Source organism: Streptomyces subrutilus (assembly GCF_008704535.1).
In the GTDB taxonomy this organism is placed as follows: domain Bacteria; phylum Actinomycetota; class Actinomycetes; order Streptomycetales; family Streptomycetaceae; genus Streptomyces; species Streptomyces subrutilus.
Window position 1 is genome coordinate 2380960 of the sequence record NZ_CP023701.1, and the last position, 20175, is coordinate 2401134.

The window sequence follows — 20175 nt, forward strand, 5'->3', positions numbered from 1 at the left end:
TCGGCTCAGTCGTCTTCGTTGTCGCCGAAGTCGGGACGGACGCCCCGGGCTGCCATGACCTCGTCGTTGGAGGTGCCGGCGGCGACCATCGGCCACACCATGGCGTCCTCGTGGACGATGAAGTCGACCACGACCGGGCGGTCGTTGATCGCGTTGGCCTCGGCGATGACCTTGTCCAGGTCGGCCGGGTCCTCGCAGCGCAGCGCCACGCAGCCCATGGCCTCGGACAGCTTGACGAAGTCCGGGACGCGGGTGCCCTTGCGCGGGGCGACGGACTCGCCGAGCTGGGAGCCGACGGTGCCGTGGCCGGTGTCGTCCCCGTGCAGCACGGTGTTGGAGTACCGCTGGTTGTAGAAGAGGGTCTGCCACTGGCGGACCATGCCCAGTGCGCCGTTGTTGATGATCGCGACCTTGATCGGGATGTTGTTCAGCGCGCAGGTGGCCAGTTCCTGATTGGTCATCTGGAAGCAGCCGTCGCCGTCGATCGCCCAGACGGTGCGGTCCGGCATGCCGACCTTGGCGCCCATGGCCGCGGGGACCGCGTAGCCCATGGTTCCGGCGCCGCCCGAGTTCAGCCAGGTACGGGGCTCCTCGTACTGGACGAAGTGCGCGGCCCACATCTGGTGCTGGCCGACGCCGGCCGTGAACACCGTGCCCTGGGGGGCGAGGGCGCCGATGCGCTCGATGACGTGCTGGGGGGAGAGGCTCCCGTCCTCGGGCAGGTCGTAGCCCAGCGGGTACGTCTCGCGCCAGCGGCCGAGATCCTTCCACCAGGCGCTGTAGTCGCCCGCGTGGCCCTCGGTGTGCTCGGCCTGGACGGCCTGGACCAGGTCGGCGATGACCTCGCGGGCGTCGCCGACGATCGGGACGTCGACCGCGCGGTTCTTGCCGATCTCGGCCGGGTCGATGTCCGCGTGGATGATCTTGGCGAACGGGGCGAAGCTGTCGAGCTTGCCGGTGACGCGGTCGTCGAAGCGGGTGCCGAGCGCGATCAGCAGGTCCGACTTCTGCAGGGCGGTGACGGCGGTGACCGCGCCGTGCATGCCGGGCATCCCGACGTGCAGCGGGTGGCTGTCGGGGAAGGCGCCGAGCGCCATCAGGGTGGTGGTGACCGGGACGCCGGTCAGCTCGGCCAGCACCTTCAGCTCGGCGGTCGCGCCGGACTTCATGATGCCGCCGCCGACGTACAGGACCGGGCGCTTGGCCTGGCAGATGAGCTTGGCGGCCTCGCGGATCTGCTTGGCGTGCGGCTTGGTGACCGGACGGTAGCCGGGCAGGTCCTGGGTGGGCGGCCAGGAGAAGGTGGTCTTGGCCTGGAGGGCGTCCTTGGCGATGTCGACCAGGACCGGGCCCGGGCGGCCGGTGGAGGCGATGTGGAAGGCCTCGGCGATGGTCCGCGCGATGTCCTCGGCCTTGGTGACCAGGAAGTTGTGCTTGGTGATCGGCATCGTGATGCCGACGATGTCCGCCTCCTGGAAGGCGTCGGTACCGATCGCCTTGGAGGCGACCTGGCCGGTGATCGCGACGAGCGGGACGGAGTCCATGTGCGCGTCGGCGATCGGGGTGACCAGGTTGGTGGCGCCCGGGCCGGACGTGGCCATACAGACGCCGACCTTGCCGGTGGCCTGCGCGTAGCCGGTGGCGGCGTGTCCGGCCCCCTGCTCGTGCCGGACCAGGATGTGACGGACCTTCTCGGAGTCCATCATCGGGTCGTACGCGGGGAGGATGCAGCCCCCCGGGATGCCGAAGACGGTGTCGCACCCCACCTCTTCGAGAGAGCGGATGAGGGCCTGCGCGCCCGTGACGTGCTCAACTGCGGCGGACTGGTGTCCGCCCGAACGGGGCCGCGGCTGCGGATGGTGGGCCCCGGTGGCCTGCTCGGTCATCGGCATTCTCTTCTCGAAGCTGAGGGTTTTACGAGGATTCGACTCTGTGCCAGTGCAACAAAAAACCCCTCGTGCCGGGAGGCAAGCGAGGGGAGCGCGTCGGGTGCGTTGAGCGGGGACATGCTGGTCCCGGCTTCAGCCGACGCGCTTTCCAAGTACGAGAATTCGGGTGCGCATGGCACTGACCCTCCCTCCGGCGGGAGGTGGATGTCAAGTGGGTGGGACGGGCGTCTCATTATGTGAGCCTCTACGGATGGCCATGGAGCCCCCCGGGGAACCACCGGCCAAGGCGGGCTGGACCGCCCCGCCCGGTACCGCGAACGTACCGCGCACGAGGGCGCGCCGCAGCCTGTACTCGTCGAGCGGTCCGGAAAAGGCCATGCCCTGGCCGTGGGTGCACCCCATCGCCCGCAGGGCGGCCACCTGCTCGGGCAGGTCCACCCCGTCGGCCACGGACTGCATGCCCAGATCATTTGCGATCCGCAACAACCCGGCGGTGATCTTGTGCAGCCGGGCGGACTCGGCCACTCCCTCCACCAGCCCCCGGTCCAGCTTGAGCATGTCCACCGGCAGACGGCGCAGGGCGCTGATCGCCGCGTAGCCGCTGCCGAAGCCGTCCAGGGAGATTCCCACCCCGAGCCGGTGCAGGGCCGCCAGACGGCGCTCCAGGTCGTCGAAGGGCACGCGCGGGTCGGACACGGCCAGCTCCAGGACGAGCGCGCCCGAGGGCAGCCCGTGCCGGGTCAGCAAAGCCTCCACGGAGCCGAGCGGCATGGACCGGTCGAGCAGCCGCTGCGCGGTCATCCGCACGGCCACCGGTACGTCGCGCCCGGCCCGGTGCCGGTCGGCGGCCTGCTCCACCGCCTCCTCCAGCAGCCAGCGCCCCAGCTCGGCGGTGCGCAGGGCGTCCGCACCCCCGGAGCCGGCCCCGGAGCAGCCGTCGCTGTACTCGGCGACGCGCAGGAACTCCGCCGGGGTGAAGAGGATCCCCTGGGCCGAGCGCCAGCGGGCCTGGGCGGCGACGGCCGTGATCTCGCCGGTGGCCAGCGAGACCACCGGCTGGTGCAGCAGGGCGAACTCGCCCTGGTGCAGTGCGGTCCGCAGCCGCCCGGCCAGCTCGGCCTTGCGCACGACCTCGGCCTGCATCTGCGGGGCGTACATCTCGACCCGGTCCTTGCCGCCCGCCTTGGCCCGGTACATCGCGAGGTCGGCGTTGCGCATCAGGTCGGACGGGGTGATGCCGGGGTCGGCGAAGGCCACGCCGATGCTTGCGGCGACCCGCACCTCGCTGCCCGCGATGCGGTACGGCTCGGAGAGCGTGGTGCGCAGCCGGTCGGCGATCTCGTGGACCTGGTACTCGCGGGCGCTGCGGTCGCGGCCGCCGTCGCCCAGGATCAGCGCGGCGAACTCGTCCCCGCCGAGGCGGGCCGCGGTGTCCCCGGCGCGGACCGAGTCCTGGAGCCGGCGGGCGGCCTCGACGAGCAGTTCGTCGCCGGCCTGGTGGCCGATGGTGTCGTTGACCGCCTTGAACCCGTCGAGGTCGATGAAGAGCACGGCGCTGCTGTGGTCCCCCGCGCGCCGGCCGGTGAGGGCCTGGCGGACCCGGCGGGTGAACAGCGCCCGGTTCGGCAGGTCGGTGAGCGGATCGTGCTCGGCACTGTGCTGGAGCTGCGCCTGGAGCCGGACCCGCTCGGTGACGTCGCGGCTGTTGAGGATGAGCCCGCCCTGGTGGCGGTTGACGGTGGACTCCACGTTGAGCCAGTCGCCGTCGCCGGACTCGAAGCGGCACTCGATGCGCATGGTGGGCTCGTCGGCCGGCGGCGCGGCGAGGAAGCGGCGCACCTCGTGGACCACCCGGCCGAGGTCGTCGGGGTGGATCAGGCTGGCGAGCTCGGTGCCGACCAGGTGCTCCGCCTCGCGGCCGTACACCCCGGCGGCGGCGGGGCTGACGTAGCGCAGGGTGCCGGTGGGTGCGGCGATCATGATGACGTCGCTGGAGCCCTGGACCAGCGAGCGGAAGTGGTTCTCCTTCTGGGCCAGCTCCTGGGTCAGGGCGATGTTGTCGAGGAGCATGATGCCCTGGCGGATGACGAGGGCCAGCACGACCGTGCAGCCCGTGAAGACGACCATCCGGTCGACCTTCCGGCCGTCCACCACGTTGTACAGGATGCCGAGCGTGCACACGGCGGCCGCGAGGTACGGGGTCAGGGCGGGCAGGGAGCCGGTGATCGGGCGGCTGTGCGGCCGCTCCTCGCGCACCTGCCCGGCCGGCGCCTGGGGCGCGGCCGCGCGGCGCGCGCCCCAGGGCGCGTACGCGAGGAGCAGGGAGCCCGCGAACCAGCCCGCGTCGAGCAGCTGCCCCGACTGGTATTCGGCGCTCAGCAGCGGCGAGGTGAACAGGGCGTCGCTGAGCACGGTCAGCGCGAGCGCCGCGATGGCGGTGTTGACGGCGGAGCGGTTGGCCGCGGAGCGCCGGAAGTGCAGCACCAGCACCATGGAGACGAGCGCGATGTCCAGCAGCGGGTACGCGAGCGAGAGCGCGGCGCGCGGGACGCTGCCGGGGGCTCCGGTCTGGGCGGTCCGCGCGGCGTGGGCGAGGGCCAGGCTCCAGGACAGGGTCAGCAGGGAGCCGCCGATGAGCCAGGAGTCGAGGCCCAGGCACACCCAGCCGGCGCGGCTGACCGGGCGCTTGGCGAGGACGAGCAGGCCCACGATGGCGGGCGGGGCGAAGCAGAGGAAGGCGAAGTCGGCGAGCGAGGGTTTGGGCACCGCTTCGTCGAGGATCACCTCGTGCCAGCCCCAGACGGCGTTGCCGGTGGCGCCCATGAGGGAGGAGAAGGCGAAGAGGAGCCAGGCCGGCCGCTCACGGCTGTCGATCGCCCGCGCGTAGCAGTAGCAGGAGACCGCGGCCAGTAACCCCGCGGCGCTGAGGCCGAAGTCGCCCATGACGTGGGCGACCTCCTCCGAACCCCAGTTGAGGGCGGCGCCGACGGCGTATCCGCCGCTGACGACGGCGAGGAGCAGCTGCATCGCCAGGCCCTTGCCCCCTCCGGAGAGGGACGGCCGGTTCAGGAGGGCCGTCCCCGGGGCACTCACCGGTCCCCCTCGCTGGCTGGTTCGGGCGCACCCCATCGTCGCCTCCGGCGGCTGTGCCGGGTCGGGTCCTTCGTCCATTGGCCGTGCATCGCCCGTCGCCCCCCAAAGTGTCCGATCGCTCCCCGGCGCCAGACGTTCGTGGCGCAGCCCCTTCTTCCGGACGATACACCACTTTCGTCACTCAGGGACATAGGATCTCTACGCTCCGTTACCACGTGGGGAGTTGTCCCCACAGGGCGCATCCGCGTGACTCCGGAGCGTGCGCAACTCCCTTCATCCGGTGGTGAGCACCGTGTGCTCCACGGGCTCCCTAGCGGCGAAGCGGGTGAGCTGCCGGACCAACAGGCGCTTGGCCCGCGGTTCGAAAGCCGTGCTGCTGCCGCCGACATGAGGCGTGATCAGGACATTCGGAGCATGCCAGAGTGGATGGCCCGCGGGCAGCGGTTCCGGATCGGTGACGTCCAGGGCGGCGCGCAGCCGACCCGACTCCACCTCCGCCAGCAGGGCCCCCGTGTCGACCACGGGACCGCGCGCCACGTTCACGAGCAGGGCACCGTCCTTCATGCGGCGGAGGAAGTCGGCGCCGGCCAGGCCCCGGGTCGCGTCGGTGAGCGGTGTCGTGAGAACCACCACATCGGCGTCCGGAAGGAGCGCGGGAAGGTCGGCGAGGGCGTGCACGGGACCGCGCGCGGTGGTGCGCGCCGAGCGCGCGACCCGGGTGACGGGCCCGCACTCGAACGGCACCAGCCGGTCCTCGACGGCCGCGCCGATCGATCCGTAGCCGACGATCAAGACGGACTTGTCGGCGAGGGCGTCGTAGAAGCCGTCGCGCCATTCCTCGCGGTCCTGGCCCCGGACCATGCCCGGGATGCCGCGCAGCGAGGCGAGGACCAGGGCGAGGGCGAGTTCGGCCGTGCTCGCGGTGTGCACGCCGGCGGCGTTGCAGAGCCGTACGCCGGGGCGCAGGACGTCGAGGCCGCCCAGGACGTGGTCGATGCCGGCGGTGAGGGTCTGGACGACCTCGACGGCCGTCATCGCCGCCAGCGGACGCACCGTCGTCAGCGGGGACTTCATGTAGGGGGTCACGTAGAAGACGCAGTCGGCGGGATCGGCCGGGAACGCGTCCTCGCCGTCCCAGCGGCGGTACCTGAAGGCGTCGGGCAGGCCCGCGACCTCCTCGGCGGGGAAGGGGAGCCAGACGTCGGCGGTCTTTGCAGTCATGATCACGAGGCTATGCCAAGCCATCCGGACCGAGCGGTTAGTTTGTTTCCGGACCGGGAGGGGGACGCACGGGTGGAGCTCAGGTCGATCGGGGCGGGCGCACGGACGGTGGGCGCCATCGGTCTCGGGTGCATGCCGATGAGCTGGGCGTACGCGCCTTCGCGCCGGCGCGGGGCGGAGTCGCTGGCCGCGGTGCACACGGCGCTGGACCTGGGGTCGAACCTGCTGGACACGGCCGACGTGTACGGGCCGTACACCAACGAGCTGCTGCTCGGACGGGTGCTGCGGGAGCGGCGGCGGGACGCGTTCGTCTCGGCCAAGGTGGGGCTGCGGACGGGCGACCAGCACGTGGTGGCGGACGGGCGGCCGGGTTACGTGCGGCGGGCGTGCGACGCCTCGCTGCGGCGGCTGCGGACCGACGTCATCGACCTCTACCAGCTGCACCGGGTGGACCCGGACGTTCCGGTGGAGGAGACCTGGGGGGCCATGGCGGAGCTGGTGGCCGCGGGGAAGGTGCGGTCGCTCGGGTTCTGCGCGCTGGGCGCCGGCGCGGGGCCGGGGGCCGGACGGGGCGGGGACCGGGCGTACCGGACCACGCTGCGGCACCTGGAGCGGGCGCAGCAGGTGTTCCCGGTGAGCGCCGTGCAGGCGGAACTGTCGGTGTGGTCGCCGGCGGCGGCCTGGCAGCTGCTTCCGTGGTGCGCGGCGCGCGGGGTGGGCTTCCTGGCCGCGATGCCCCTGGGCAGCGGGTTCCTGACCGGGACGCTCACACCGGGCGAGGGTTTCGAGTCGCAGGACGTGCGGGCCCGCCACCCGCGGTTCACGGCGGAGGCGATGGCGTCGAACCAGGTGCTGGTGGCGGGGCTGCGCCGGGTGGCGCGCGGCCACGGGCCGGAGGTGACCGCGGCGCAGGTGGCGCTGGCGTGGGTGCTGGCGCAGGGGCCGCAGGTGGTCCCGGTCCCGGGGGCCGACCGGGCGCCGTGGGCCGCGGAGAACGCGCGGGCGGCGGAGGTGCGGCTGTCGGCGGCGGACCTGGACGAGATCGCGTCGCTGCCGATGGCGGTGGGAGCCTGGGACTGACGCCCGGAACGGGCCGGGGCTCCCGCCACAACCACTCGATCGGGTGTACGAGTGGTGGAACTTCGCGTACGGCTCCGCCTGTTGAGACAGGGGAAGGGCACGATCGGAGGACGGAAGGGAGCAGGGCGATGCGATACGGACGGGCGGGAATCGTGGGGCGGGGTGCGCGGCGCCGTGGGGCGGGGGGCCCGGGTGTGCGGCGGCCGGGTGTGCTGGCGGCGGTGGCGCTCGCCGGGTGCGGCGCCCTGCTGGCGGGCGGCTGCTCGCCGGCGGGCGGCCCGGTCGCGCGGCCGGACGGCTCCGCCGCGGGTGCGGCGAGCGGGGGTTCCGGTTCACCGGGTGCTCCGGGGACGGCCTCCGGCTCCCCGGAGGCCGTGGGTCCGCCGGCCAGGGGTTCGGTGGCGGTGACCGGGGAGTTCGCGAAGGGGCTGGAGTCCCCGTGGGGCGTGGCGCCGCTGCCGGGCGGGGACGTGCTGGTCGCCTCGCGGGACAAGGGGACGATCAGCAGGATCGCGGCCGGTTCCGGCGCGGTGACGCGGATCGGCAGTGTGCCGGGGGTGGCCCCGGGCGGCGAGGGCGGTCTGCTGGGCATCGCCCTGTCGCCGTCCTTCGCCTCGGACCGGCTGGTGTACGCCTACTTCACGACCGAGTCGGACAACCGCATCGCCCGGATGCGGTACGACGAGAAGAGAACCGCCGGTGAGCAGCTGGGCGCCCCGGACACGGTGCTGCGGGGCATCCCCAAGGGACTGATCCACAACGGCGGCCGGATCGCCTTCGGCCCGGACAAGATGTTGTACGCGGGGACGGGCGAGACCGGGGAGACGGGCTTGGCGCAGGACAAGCGGTCGCTGGCCGGCAAGATCCTGCGGATGACCCCGGACGGGGAGCCGGTGCACGGCAATCCGGAGGCGGACTCGGTCGTCTATTCCTACGGGCACCGCAATGTGCAGGGCCTCGCCTGGGACAAGGACAAGCGGCTCTGGGCGGCCGAGTTCGGGCAGAACACCTGGGACGAGCTGAACCTGATCGAGCCGGGCGCCAACTACGGCTGGCCGGAGGCCGAGGGCAAGGCGGGAAAGCCCGGCTTCCGCGATCCGGTCGCGGTGTGGAGGACGGACGAGGCTTCGCCGAGCGGCATCGCCTGGGCGGAGGGGTCGGTGTGGATGGCCGGGCTCAAGGGAGAGCGGCTGTGGCGCATCCCGCTGGCCGGGGAGAAGCCGGTGGCCGAGCCAGAGGCCTTCCTGGAGGGGAAGTACGGCCGGCTGCGGACGGTGGTGTCGCTGGGCGGGGACAAGCTGCTGCTGGTCACGAGCGAGACGGACGGGCGCGGGTCGCCGGAAGCGGGCGACGACAGGATCCTGACACTGACGGTGCGGTGACCGGTCGGGCCCGCTGAGGGCGGAAAGGTGCGGTGGACGCGGTGTTCAACATGATCGAGGAGCTGTTCGGTCCGGGGCGCGGGCACACGGAGGAGGAGAAGAAGCGGCTGGAGCTGTCCCGGGTCGACGTCGACGACGGGGACCCGGGACGGGGCCCGATAGACCTGGAGTCCGGCACGGTGCTCATACGCCGCGACGGGGAGCCCCGGGCCGGGGGCTGATCGGCCCGCCGACGGGCTCGGACGGCGGGAAGAGCCGCAGCCGGTGGGCGAGCGCGGCCGCCTCACCCCGGCCGGACACACCCAGCTTCGCCAGGATGTTCGACACGTGGACGCTGGCCGTCTTCGGGGAGATGAAGAGCTCCTCGGCGATCTGGCGGTTGGTGTTCCCGACCGCGACCAGGCGCAGCACGTCCCGCTCACGGCCGGTCAGGCCCAGGTCAGCGGCCGGGTCCGTTCGGGGCGCGGTCGCCGGGGGGAGGGCCTTCGGGGCGGCCAGCGGGAGCCGGGCGCGCTGTGCGAGCAGGGCCAGGTCCTCGCGCAGTCGGCGGGCGCCGAGCGCGTCGGCGGTGGTGTGGGCCTCGCGGAGGAGGGCCGCCACGGGCTCCCGGTCGGCGCCGGAGGCCAGCAGGGCTTCGGCCAGCCGGTGGCGGGCCCGGGCCAGGAGGTAGGGGCGCTCCAGCGGCCGGACGGCCTGTTCCACGGCGGTCCAGTCGGCGACGGTGTCGCGGCCCTCGGCGCGGAGCAGTTCGGCCCGTACGTACTCGGAGTGGGCGGCCCACACCGGTACCGGGGTGGCCAGGGCGCGGGCGGCGGTGCGCAGCACGTCCAGGGCGGCGGCCCGGCCTGCGTCGGCGGCGGGCAGTCCACGGGCCTCGGCTTCCGCGGACGCTCCGGCGAGCAGCAGCGGCCAGGCGTACCGGTGCTGTCCGAGCGGGAAGCCGTAGGCGACGGCGGCGGCGACCTCGGTGCGGACGTCGGCGATGCGGCCCTCCCCCGCGGCGACGCCGATCGCGAGGCGGTACAGCGGTATCCGGTGCTGGGGCTGGTTGTCGTGGGTGCCGAAGTGGGCGTGGGCCGCGGCGAGTTGCGCGGTGGCCTCGGACAGCTCGCCGCGGGCCAGGGCCAGGTAGGCCAGGCGGGCGGCGCCCGAGCCGCGGGGGGCCGCGCTCTGGCCGACGAGCAGGGTGCGCCGGGCCGCCTCGGCGGCCTCGTCCCAGCGGCCGAGGCTGTAGAGGCTCTCGGCCACGTTGCCGCTGACCCAGGCCTCGCTGTCCGACAGACGTGACCGGCTGACGAGTTCGACGCCCTGCCGGCCCAGTTCCACCGCTTCCCGGGACCGTCCCATGCTTTCCAGTTGAGAGGTGAGGTTGATATGAGCCCGTCCCACGAGCTGCGTCAGACCCAGTTCGGCGGCCCGGTCCTTGACCGCGAGCAGCTCGCCGAGCCCGGATTCGCCGGTGCCGGTACCGGTGCCGGAGTCGGTGAGCAGGCAGCCGACCGTGATCCGGGCGTTGAGCTCGGTCTCCTCGGCGCCGACCATCCGCGCGTAGGCCACGGCCCGTTCGGCGGCGACCAGGTTGCCGGGGCCCGGGTCGTGGAGCATGCCCCAGCCCGCGGCCCAGACGAGGACTTCGGCGTGGACCCGGGACGGGGGCAGCCCCCTGACCAGGTCCTGGGCCTTGGCGATCTCCTCCCAGCCGTCGCTGCGGCCGAGTCCGGCCACCAGCCGGGAGCGTTCGGTCCAGAACCAGGCGGCGCGCAGCGGGTCCTCGCCGTCCAGCAGCCGCAGAGCCATCTTGGTTATCTTCAGGGCGCGTTCCCGCTCGCCGCCGTAGCGGGCCGCGACCGTCGCCTCGGCGAGCAGGTCGAGCCGCCGGAGCGGGGTGGAGGCGGGGTCGCAGCCGCACGGCGGGTACACCTCGGTGTAGTCCGCGGGGCGCAGCGCCTCGCGGACCTCCTCCGGGGCGCTGTCCCACAGGTCCATCGCCCGTTCCAGCAGCCGCAGCTGCTCGGAGTAGGCGTGCCGGCGGCGGGCGGCGACGGATGCGGCGAGCACGGCGGGCAGCGCCTTGGCCGGATCGTTCGCGTGGTACCAGTGGCTCGCCAGCCGGATGACCCGCTCCTCGGCGCGGATCAGCGTCCCGTCGGCCTCCAGGGCCCGGGCGTAGCGGCGGTTGACGCGGGCCCGTTCGCCGGGCAGGAGGTCGTCGCTCACGGCCTCGCGGACGAGCGAGTGGCGGAAGCGGTAGCCGTCGCCGTCGGAGGTCGCGAGGAGGATGTTGGCGCCGACCGCGGCGCGCAGCGCCTCGATCAGTTCGTCCTCGGTGAGCCCGGCGGCGGCGCGCAGGAGCTCGTACTCCACGGTCGAGCCGCCCTCTGCGACGACGCGCACCACCCGCTGGGCCTCTTCGGAGAGGACCTCGACCCGGACGAGGAGCAGATCGCGCAGGGATTCGGTGAGCCCGGTCCGGCAGCCGCTCGCCCGGGAGGCGACGAGTTCCTCGACGAAGAAGGCGTTGCCGTCGGAGCGGTCGAAGACGGAGTCGACGAAGTCCTCGTCGGGCTGGCTGGCGAGGATGCCGGCGAGCTGGCGGCGCACCTCGGCCCGGTTGAAGCGGGGCAGTTCGATGCGCCGGACGGTGCGGAGCCGGTCCAGCTCGGCGAGGAGGGGGCGCAGCGGGTGGCGGCGGTGCACGTCGTCGGCGCGGTAGGTGGCGACGACGACCAGGCGGCCGCTGCCGAGGGTGCGGAAGAGGTAGGCGAGCAGGTGCCGGGTGGAGGTGTCCGCCCAGTGCAGGTCCTCCAGGACGAGGACGAGGGTGCGTTCGGCCGCGAGCCGCTCCAGCATCCGGGCCGTCAGCTCGAACAGCCGGGCGGTGCTCTCCTCGTCGTGCGGGCCCCGGGGGGTGTCGCCGAGTTCGGGCAGGATGCGGGCGAGTTCGCCCTCCTGCCCCGCGGCCGCCTCGGCCAGTTGCCCGGGGAGGCTGCGGTGCAGGGCGCGCAGTGCCGTCGAGAAGGGGGCGAAGGGAAGCCCCTCCGCCCCGATCTCCACACAGCCGCCCACCGCGACCACGGCGCCCCGGCGGTCCGCCGCGCAGAGGAACTCCTCGGTGAGCCGGGTCTTGCCGACTCCGGCCTCTCCCCCGATGAGCAGGGCCTGCGGCTCGCCGGCGGCGGCGCGGGCCAGCGCGCCGGTGAGTACGGCCAGTTCGTCGGCGCGGCCGACGAACACCGGGCTGACAGATCGGGTCTCCACGCCGCCGAGCATCGCACATGCGTCCGGTCCGGCGGCAGCCGTGATCATTTCGCGGGCCGCCGGGTACGGGTACGCGCGCCGCGCGCCGCGGTTCACGCGGCGCGGGTGAAGCGGCCCCGCTGCGTCCTCACCGGCCCCTCGGCTTCCCGGCCGCGCGAGGAACGGCGCAGCGCCTTGCGGGCCTCCCGCGCCTCCCGCGCCCTGCGGTACTCGTCGGCCCGCCGGATGAGGTCGGCACTGCGGGCGGCGGCCATCTCGTACTCGAACATCGCGTACTCCCTGGGGGGTTTCTCGGGCACCTCGTTCGGTGTGGTCCAAGATTCGCTTCCCAGGGGGTACCGCCACATCGGGAGCATGCCGCATCTGTCCGGCCCCGGAGTCCTTAGGCCGGGGCCGACGGGCTCCGCGGGTGCCTTAGCCGGGTGCCTCAGGGCTGGGCGGCCGCGGGGACCTCGGGCAGGGGGAGGAAGTACATGACGGCGAAGACGATCATGCCGAGGGCGCCCAGGGCGACGGCGGCCCAGGCGACGGCACGGACCCAGTTCGGCAGGGTGCGGCCGGGGGCGCCGAAGGCCGGGCGGGCGAGGACGAAGACGGCCAGCAGCAGGGCCAGGGTGGCCAGCACGCCGTTGGCGAGGGCGGTGAGGTGCCAGGCGTCCCCGTACAGGGAGGCGATCTGGTCCTTCGGCGGGGCGGACTTGTTGCCCTCGATCTGGCCGATCAGGGTCTGGCGCTCGGCCAGGACGCGGGAGACCCAGCTGCCGCTGAGGGCGACGAGTCCGAGCCCGGCGGCCGCGACGGCGGCCGCACCCGATCCGACGCCCGCGGAGCGCACCTCGTCCTCGACCGGCTCCTCGTCGAACTCGTCGTCGTCCGGGTCCGTGTCGGTCCCGGCGGTGACGGCCCCGGCGGGCTCGGCCTCGGGGCGGGCTTCGGTGCCGGCCTCGGCGGCCCGGTCGGCCTCGGCCTTCTTCAGGTCGGCGGGGGCGGCGTCCGCCTCGGGGGCGGTCGGGTCGGGGGTCTTCGTGGTGTCCATGCCGGGCACCGTAGGCGGCCTGTCTGAGAGGTTGATGAGAATCCGCCGGAGGTGGCGGAGCGGCCCGTCCCGACGGGCCGTGCGGGCCGCGGCGCGGGCGGAGCGGGGTGTCCGCGGCGCCCGGCCGACGGCCTCGGGCCCCCGTTCGCCGGCGGGCTCACGGGGGTGCGCGGGATCACCGGGCCGCGGTGGCGCTCTCGCTGTCGCTCCCGCTCGCGGCGGTCCGCCGCGCCGGAAGCGGCGCGTGCGGTCCGCGGTCCGGTGGTTCGATGCTGATGCGGGGCAGCCGCCGGTCGAGCCAGGCGGGCAGCCACCAGTTCGCGCCGCCCAGCAGGTGCATCAGGGCGGGGACGAGCAGGGTGCGCAGGACGAAGGCGTCGAGGGCGACGGCCGCGGCGAGCGCGATGCCGAACATCGCGATGATCCGGTCACCGCTCAGCACGAAGGCCAGGAACACGGAGATCATGATGACGGCCGCCGAGTTGATGACCCGGCTGGTCTCCGCCAGGCCGACGCGGACGGCGCGCCGGTTGTCCCCGGTCTCCAGCCACTCCTCGTACATGCGGCTGACGAGGAAGACCTGGTAGTCCATGGAGAGCCCGAAGAGCACGGACACCATGATCACGGGGAGGAAGGGCTCGATCGGCCCGGCGCTGCCCAGCCCGAGCAGTTCGCTGCCCCAGCCCCATTGGAAGACCGCCACCACCACGCCGAAGGACGAGGCGACCGCGGCGATGTTCATCACGGCGGCCTTGAGCGGGATGCCGATGGACCGGAAGGCCAGCAGCAGCAGGACGCAGCCGAGGGCGACGACCACCCCGACGAACAGGGGCAGTTTGCCGATGACGACCTCGGCGAAGTCGTCGTAGCCGGCGGTCACCCCGCCGACGTGGACCCGCATGGAGTTGCCGTGCCCGGCGCGCGGGATGACCTCCTCGCGCAGGGTGTCGACGAGGTCGCTCGTGGCCCGGGACTGGGGCGCCGATTGCGGTACGACGGTCAGGACGGCGGTGTCGCCGCTCCGGTTGAGGACGGCCGGGCCGGCGGAGGCCACGCCCTTCGTGTCCCGGAGCGCCGCGGCCAGGGCCTCGACGGCCACCCGGTCCCCCGCCCCGTCGAGGCGGGCGACGACGGTCAGCGGACCGTTGGTACCGGGGCCGAACCCGTCGGCGAGCAGGTCGTAGGCCTGCCGGGTGGTGGAAGAGGCCGGGTTGTTGCCCTGGTCCGAAGTGCCGAGGTGGAGGGAGAGCGTGGGCAGCGCGAGCACCAGCATGACCACGGTGGCGACGGCGCCGAGCAGTTTGGGGTGCCGCTCCACGAAGCCGGACCAGCGGACGGCGAAGCCGGTGGCCTGCTCGGGCCGCGGCCCTTCGGCGGCGAGCCTGCGCCGCTCGCGGCGCGAGAGGGCCCGCGGGCCGATCCAGGAAAGGAGCGCCGGCAGCAGGGTGACCGAGGCGGCGACCGTCAGCACCACGGTGACGGAGGCCGCGATCGCGACCCCGTCGAGGAAGTCCAGCCGCAGCACGAGCATGCCGAGCAGCGCGATGCAGACGGTGGCTCCGGCGAAGACGACGGCCCGGCCGGTGGTGGCGACGGCGTTCTCCGCCGCCTCTTCGACGGGCAGGCCGCGCACCAGGCCCTTGCGGTGGCGGGTCACGATGAACAGGGCGTAGTCGATGCCGACACCGAGGCCCACCAGGGTGCCGAGCATGGGGGCGAAGTCGGCGACCGGCATCGCGTGGCCGAGGAGGGTGATGCCGAAATAGGCGGTGCCCACGCTGACGAGCGCCGTCGCGATGGGCAGCAGGCTGGCGGCGAGCGAGCCGAAGGCCAGGAAGAGCACGAGGGCGGCGACGGCGACGCCGATGACCTCGGCGAGGTGCGCGGTGGGCGCCTCGGTCAGGGCGATGGCCCGGCCGCCGAGTTCCACCCGCAGGCCGCCGGCCTCGGTGCCGGCGTTCTTGGCGGCGGCCACGACGGCCTTGGCCTGGGCCTCGGGCACGGCGTCGCCCGGCCGGTCGAAGGTCACCACGGCGTAGGCGGTGCGCCCATCGGGGCTGATTCGGGCGGCGCTCTCGGGACCGGTCCCGTACGGGCCCTCGACCGAGCCGACGCCGGGGAGCGCGGCGACCGTGTCCAGGGCGCGGGTCATGCGCTGCTCGATGTCCGGGGTCCGCGCGCTCTCGTGGTCCGGGGCCCGCCACACGATGGTGTTCGTGTCGCCGCCCTGGCCGTGGAAGGCCTCGCGGAGCAGGTCGTTGGCCTTGCCCGATTCGGTGCCGGGCACCTCGTAGTTGTTGGAGAACGCCGCACCGGCGGTACCCGCGGCCAGCGCGCTCCCGCCGAGGGCCAGCAGCCAGATCAGGACGGCGAGGAGTCGGTGGCGCATGCACCACCGTGCGAGTGCTGCCAACGGAGGTGCTCCCTGGTGGTTCGGATCTTTACCGGGGAGGGCCCGTCGCAAAGAACACGTGAACTGAACGCTTCAACCGGTGAAGGTACGGCCGCGGGCACGGGGGATCACCCCGGGATGCGGCCCAGGTGGTCTACACCGTGCACCATCTCAGCGTTTGATGATCCTCGGCCCGTTTCGTGGGCATCGTCACAGGGGCAACGGGCCCGGTGGGGCCGTTGGTCACGGCCTCGGGTGGCCGGCCGTCCCGGCGGCCCCGTGCCCCGAGGGCTCGTCGGCCCGGTAGCCCGGGACCGAGGGCCACCTGACGGTGAGGACCACCGCGTCCTCCTCCGCGTACCAGGAGTGGTCGACCCCGCGGCCCCAGAGCACGTAGTCGCCCTGCTCGGCGAGGACGACGCTGCGTTCCGGGAAGTCCAGCCGGAAGCGGCCGCTGATCAGCACCAGCAGCGCGGTGCGCCGCTCGGCGGTCGCCCACCGCTCCCGCTCGTCCCCCCGCGGGTGCACGCCCCACTTGATCTCCACGTCCCGGCTGTGCCGGGGGTCCGCCGGGTCCTTGAAGTGGCCCAGCAGCCAGCCGCGGTCGGCGGCCGCGTCGGGGGTGGCCTTGCCGGTGTAGATGGTGGAGTCGGCGTTCACGGAGGTGAGGCTAATGCAGTTGTGCGGGTGCCCCGGACCCTGATGAGCTGGCCGGATGACGATCGAACGTGACGCATTGACGGACATCCGGGACCGCTACGACGCCCTGGTGCGCAGGGAGGCACGGCCCGACAGCGCCGAGGCCCGGGTGGAACGGGCGGGCGGGGTCGTCCGGCACGTCATGCCGGGGGCCGGGTGGAACGGGATCATCTGGTCGGACCTCGACGAGGAGACGGCGGACGCGGAGATCGCGGCGCAGGTGGCGTTCTTCACCGAACGCGGGGCGTCGGAGTTCGAGTGGAAGCTCTACGGCCACGACCGGCCGGCGGACCTGGGCGAGCGGCTGCGGGCGGCCGGGCTGGTACCGGACGCGGCCGAGACCCTGATGGTGGCGCGGACGGACGACCTCGCCCGGCTGTCGGTCGAGCCGCCGGACGGCATCACCGTGCGGCCGGTGACGGACGAGGCGGGCCTGGACCTGATGATGGCGGTCCACGACCGCGCCTTCGAGGCCGACCGCCCGACGCACCTGCGGGAGCAGGTGCTCGCCATGCTCCGCGAGGAGCCCGACTCCATCGCCGCCGTGGTCGCCATGGCGGGCGACACCCCGGTGTGCGCGGCCCGCGTCGAGATGCGCCCGGGCACCGAGTTCGCGGGCCTCTGGGGCGGCGGCACGGACCCCCGGTGGCGCGGCCGCGGCGTCTACCGCCACCTGGTGTCCCACCGCGCGCGCCTGGCGGCGGCCCGCAGCGTCCCGTACCTCCAAGTGGATGCCTCGGACGAAAGCCGTCCCATCCTGGAGCGCCTGGGCTTCGAAGTCCTGGGCGTGACGGTGCCGTACATGTGGAGGGGGTAGGGGTCGGGCACCACGGGCCCCCGCCCCCGCCCCACCCACCCCCACCCCCCGACGCCCCCCGAGCCGCCCTCAGCCTGCCGGTCGCCAGTAGCCCAGGCCGTTCACCCGCTGCTTCGGCAGGGCGAGGTCCTTGCGGAGGTAGGACGTGAGGGTGCGGGTCGTTGCCGTGTCGCAGGCCAGCCATACGTACGCCGAGGACGGGTCCTCCACCAGTTCCGGCAGTTCGGCCTTGACCCGGTCGACCAGTGCCGTGCCGCCGCGCGAGACCCGGCGGACGTCGTGCCGGGCCGTGTCCAGTCGTACCGGCAGCTCCGCGTCCGAGGCGTGCTGCGTCTCGAACCAGATCGTCGCCGGGGTCTGGGGGAAGGCGTCCAGCAGGGAGTTGATCGCCGGGAGGGAGGCCGGGTCGCCGATGACGAGCAGGCGTTCCGGGGCCGGGGCGGGGGCGGTGAATCCGGTGCCCTGGACGGTCGCGTCGATGGTGTCGCCGGGCCGGGCGGCGCGCGCCCACGCGCTCGCGGCGCCGTCGTGCAGGGCGAACTCGAAGGAGAACGTGCCCGTTCGGGGGTCCGGGTCCACGAGCGTGTAGGCCCGCTGGTGCGGCCGGCCGGCGCCCTCGAACCACACGCGCACCCACATCGTGGGGTGCAGGGACGCGCCGGCCTCGGCGAGGAGTCCGCCGTCCGTGAAGTGCACCCGACGGTAGTTCGCGGTGACCTCTTCGGTCCCCGTCACGGTGAACGTGAAGTCCTTGCCCCGCATGAGCTTGAGGACCACGCCCTCCCAGCCCTTGCCGACCGCCATGTCCGACCCCTCCCCTGTGCGCCCTATAGTTAGGCCAGCCTAACCTAAGCCATCCCGGGAACTACGTGAGCAGCGTCGACAGGAGCGTGAGCAGGAGCGAGGGCGGCGCGGGGTTGATGATCGCCTTCATGTCGTTCGTGTTCTCCGACGGCAGGAAGCGGCGCGTGGTCGCCGAGCCGGACGCCCGCAACGAGAAGGCCATCGCCCGGCTGCAGCGCACCGGTCTCGCGCTCGGCCCGGAGCTGGAGCTCCCCGAGATCGACTGCCCGCGGTCCACCTCCCGGCGAAGCGGGCCCGCCTCGCCTTCCTCGACTCGCCGGTGCCGCTGCCCGAAAACCACTGACGGGGGCGGCCCGCCCGGCCGGGCGCTCGGCTAACGGAGGCTGCCGGGAAGGTGGTTGGGCGGGTCGGGCACCGGGCGGGGAGCGGGCCGGTTCCCGCTGCCGGTGGGGGGATCGGGGCGGGGGCGGTGTTCGTCGCGTCGGCTTGCCGACACGGATTCCGCTCATATCGTCACCCTAACGGGACGTCGATTTCCATTGACCCCGCCCGGCCTCCGGCAGGAAGCTGATGCCCACTCAAAGCATTCCGGGGTGGGGAACATTGACCAGTCAGAACCTGCACATCGGACCGGACTCGGCAGCGGACCGCTACCGCCTCCTCCGGTCCATCGGGCGCGGCGGGGAGGCCGTGCTCTATCTCGCGGAGATCGAGCTCGCGGGCGGATCGGAGCCCGTGGTCGTCAAGGTGCTGGACTCCAAGACGACCATCACGCCCGACGTCTTCGACCGCATCAGCCAGAAGTGGAACGAGCAGGCCGAGCTGCTGCGCTTCGTCCACCGGCCGGGCGTCGTCGGCGTCCGGGAGCACTTCGAGGGGCCGCCCATCCACCGGCCCGGGGAGTCCGCCACGCTCACCGGGCGGGCGCTCGTCCTCGTCATGAACCACGTCGACGGCCTGGACCTGCGGGACTGGCGGGCGGAGCGGACGCTGGCCACCGCCGCCGAGCGGCGTGAGGTGATGCGCACGCTGGAGCAGCTGGCCGACGTGCTGGACTGGCTGCACTCGGGGAAGGCCACACCGTCCGGGCGCCAGGTCATCCACGGCGACCTCTCCCCCGGCAACGTCATGGTCGACGCCCACGGGCAGGCCACGCTGGTCGACTTCGGCCTCAGCAAGCTGACCGCCGACCATCAGACGGCGGAGGTGTGGTTCACGCCTGGCTACGCGGCCCCCGAGGTGTTCGACGGCAAGCGGACGCCGGGTGCGGACCGGTACGCCTTCGGGGCCATCGCGTACTTCCTGCTCAGCGGCCAGTCGCCGCCCGCCACGCCCGAGCAGCTGGCCCACGCGCTGACCGAGCTGCCGCAGATCGCGGTGCTGGACGCGGAACAGCGGGCCCGGATCACCTCGATCTACGCGGCCGACCCGGGCAAGCGGCCGGTGAACCTGGCCGGCTGGATGAAGGACGTCCGGCACGCGGTGGTCTCCACGACCACCTCGACCTCGCAGCGGGTGGTCGCAGACTCCCCGCCGAAGCCGGCCGTGCCCCCGCCGCCGGTGGCGCCGCCGCAGCCCCTGGCCGCGCCCGCCTCCGCGCCCGTGGCCCGGCCCCCCGCGCAGAGCCCGCCCGCCCCCACCCCCACCCCCGCCCACGAGCCCGAGCCCGAGCCGGTGCGGGCCACGGTCCCGGAGGGGTACGGGGCTCCGTTCTCCCACGGAGCGCAGGCGCCCACCGCGGAGCAGCCCCAGCCGTACGCGCCGGGACCCGCGCCCGCACCCGCGCCCGCGCCGAAGAAGAGGCGGCGTACCGCGCTGGTCGTCGGCGCGGTGGCGGCGGTGCTGCTGCTCACCGCCGGGGCGTTCGCCGGGGCGCGGCTGCTCAAGGACGAGGACCGGGGGACGGACCGGGCCGCGGCCGACACGCCCGTCGCCCCGGCGGCGAGCACGCCCGGGCCGTCGGCGCCCGACCCGTCCGAGAGCGCGACGGACGAGCCCGCGGTCCAGCCCAGCGCCTCGGGTTCGCAGCCGCCGTCCGGCATCGCGCCGGACGTCAAGGCCGCCGACCTGACGGTGATGCGCCCGGTCTCGGAACTCGACAACTTCACGGTGGGTTCCGCCAAGATCGACACCAGGCAGTACGGCGCCGCGTTCATCGGGGAGCACAGCTGCGACTTCGACGCGACCGCGGAGTTCGACCTCAACCGCGAGTGGAAGCACCTGGAGTTCACGGCGGGCATCGACGACGGGTCCACGAAGGAGAAGGGGCGGGTCAGCATCTCCCTCGACGGTCAGCCCGCCGCGTTCTCCGAGCTCGTGGAGCTCGGCAAGCCGGTCACGAAGTCGGTGGACGTGAGCGGGGCGCTGCGGCTGCGCATCAAGGTGGAGAAGGGCTGCGACACCGGAATCGTCGTGATCGCGGCCCCTCAGCTCACCCGCTGACCCGCTGACCCCACGGCCCCCCGACCTGCTCATCCGCCGACCTCGCACCGGCCGACCTCCCA

At 73.6% G+C, this 20175-nt stretch carries 16 protein-coding genes; 6 read left to right on the top strand and 10 right to left on the bottom strand.

Annotation, left to right across the window (positions count from 1 at the left end; translation table 11 throughout):
• Positions 1-5 precede the first annotated feature (5 nt).
• The 3 genes from CP968_RS10125 to CP968_RS10135 form a co-directional block, all read right to left on the bottom strand.
• Positions 6-1892: an acetolactate synthase large subunit gene (locus tag CP968_RS10125; RefSeq protein ID WP_150517695.1), complete on the bottom strand. Its 1887-nt coding sequence runs from the start codon at positions 1890-1892 to the stop codon at positions 6-8.
• Positions 1893-2096: 204 nt separating this feature from the next.
• Positions 2097-4982, bottom strand: coding sequence for a putative bifunctional diguanylate cyclase/phosphodiesterase (locus CP968_RS10130; RefSeq protein ID WP_150517696.1), 2886 nt, complete (start codon positions 4980-4982; stop codon positions 2097-2099).
• 273 nt (positions 4983-5255) lie between these two features.
• Complete coding sequence (locus CP968_RS10135; RefSeq protein ID WP_150517697.1) at positions 5256-6203, bottom strand: 2-hydroxyacid dehydrogenase; 948 nt, start codon at positions 6201-6203, stop codon at positions 5256-5258.
• Between the two features lie 72 nt (positions 6204-6275).
• Between CP968_RS10135 and CP968_RS10140 the strand changes: the two genes are divergently transcribed.
• The 3 genes from CP968_RS10140 to CP968_RS10150 all read left to right on the top strand — a co-directional run bounded on the left by CP968_RS10140 (position 6276) and on the right by CP968_RS10150 (position 8886).
• Positions 6276-7283, top strand: a complete 1008-nt coding sequence (locus CP968_RS10140; protein WP_150517698.1) for an aldo/keto reductase — start codon at positions 6276-6278, stop codon at positions 7281-7283.
• A 128-nt stretch (positions 7284-7411) separates the two neighbouring features.
• A complete protein-coding gene (locus CP968_RS10145) occupies positions 7412-8665 on the top strand; it encodes a PQQ-dependent sugar dehydrogenase (protein ID WP_150517699.1) in 1254 nt (417 codons plus the stop codon).
• Between the two features lie 32 nt (positions 8666-8697).
• Complete coding sequence (locus CP968_RS10150; RefSeq protein WP_373304030.1) at positions 8698-8886, top strand: DUF6191 domain-containing protein; 189 nt, start codon at positions 8698-8700, stop codon at positions 8884-8886.
• Here the strand turns inward: CP968_RS10150 and CP968_RS10155 are convergent.
• From CP968_RS10155 to CP968_RS10175, 5 genes are all read right to left on the bottom strand, one after another.
• Positions 8849-11935 carry a helix-turn-helix transcriptional regulator gene (locus CP968_RS10155; RefSeq protein ID WP_150521835.1) on the bottom strand — a complete coding sequence of 1029 codons (3087 nt, stop codon included), beginning with the start codon at positions 11933-11935 and terminating at the stop codon, positions 8849-8851. The two genes, CP968_RS10150 and CP968_RS10155, sit on opposite strands and share 38 nt — an antisense overlap.
• Before the next feature lie 80 nt (positions 11936-12015).
• Complete coding sequence (locus CP968_RS10160) at positions 12016-12192, bottom strand: hypothetical protein (protein ID WP_167536780.1); 177 nt, start codon at positions 12190-12192, stop codon at positions 12016-12018.
• Positions 12193-12350: 158 nt separating this feature from the next.
• Complete coding sequence (locus tag CP968_RS10165; RefSeq protein ID WP_150517701.1) at positions 12351-12959, bottom strand: GHMP family kinase ATP-binding protein; 609 nt, start codon at positions 12957-12959, stop codon at positions 12351-12353.
• 175 nt (positions 12960-13134) lie between these two features.
• Positions 13135-15372, bottom strand: coding sequence for an MMPL family transporter (locus tag CP968_RS10170; RefSeq protein ID WP_150517702.1), 2238 nt, complete (start codon positions 15370-15372; stop codon positions 13135-13137).
• A 222-nt stretch (positions 15373-15594) separates the two neighbouring features.
• Entirely contained in the window at positions 15595-16011 is a 417-nt protein-coding gene (locus CP968_RS10175; RefSeq protein ID WP_167536781.1) for a cupin domain-containing protein, read from the bottom strand.
• 55 nt (positions 16012-16066) lie between these two features.
• Here CP968_RS10175 and CP968_RS10180 point away from each other — a divergent pair, with 55 nt between their 5' ends.
• Complete coding sequence (locus tag CP968_RS10180; RefSeq protein WP_150517703.1) at positions 16067-16867, top strand: GNAT family N-acetyltransferase; 801 nt, start codon at positions 16067-16069, stop codon at positions 16865-16867.
• A gap of 69 nt (positions 16868-16936) precedes the next feature.
• Here the strand turns inward: CP968_RS10180 and CP968_RS10185 are convergent, their stop codons facing one another.
• Both CP968_RS10185 and CP968_RS34750 read right to left on the bottom strand, forming a co-directional pair.
• Entirely contained in the window at positions 16937-17671 is a 735-nt protein-coding gene (locus tag CP968_RS10185; RefSeq protein WP_150517704.1) for a siderophore-interacting protein, read from the bottom strand.
• A 61-nt stretch (positions 17672-17732) separates the two neighbouring features.
• Positions 17733-17873, bottom strand: coding sequence for a hypothetical protein (locus tag CP968_RS34750; protein ID WP_244330608.1), 141 nt, complete (start codon positions 17871-17873; stop codon positions 17733-17735).
• Between CP968_RS34750 and CP968_RS10190 the strand changes: the two genes are divergently transcribed.
• Together CP968_RS10190 and CP968_RS35345 are read left to right on the top strand one after the other, a co-directional pair.
• Positions 17836-18048, top strand: a complete 213-nt coding sequence (locus CP968_RS10190) for an acetyltransferase (protein ID WP_244330600.1) — start codon at positions 17836-17838, stop codon at positions 18046-18048. The two genes, CP968_RS34750 and CP968_RS10190, sit on opposite strands and share 38 nt — an antisense overlap.
• A gap of 226 nt (positions 18049-18274) precedes the next feature.
• Positions 18275-20113 carry a protein kinase domain-containing protein gene (locus tag CP968_RS35345; RefSeq protein ID WP_229886129.1) on the top strand — a complete coding sequence of 613 codons (1839 nt, stop codon included), beginning with the start codon at positions 18275-18277 and terminating at the stop codon, positions 20111-20113.
• Positions 20114-20175: the final 62 nt, after the last annotated feature.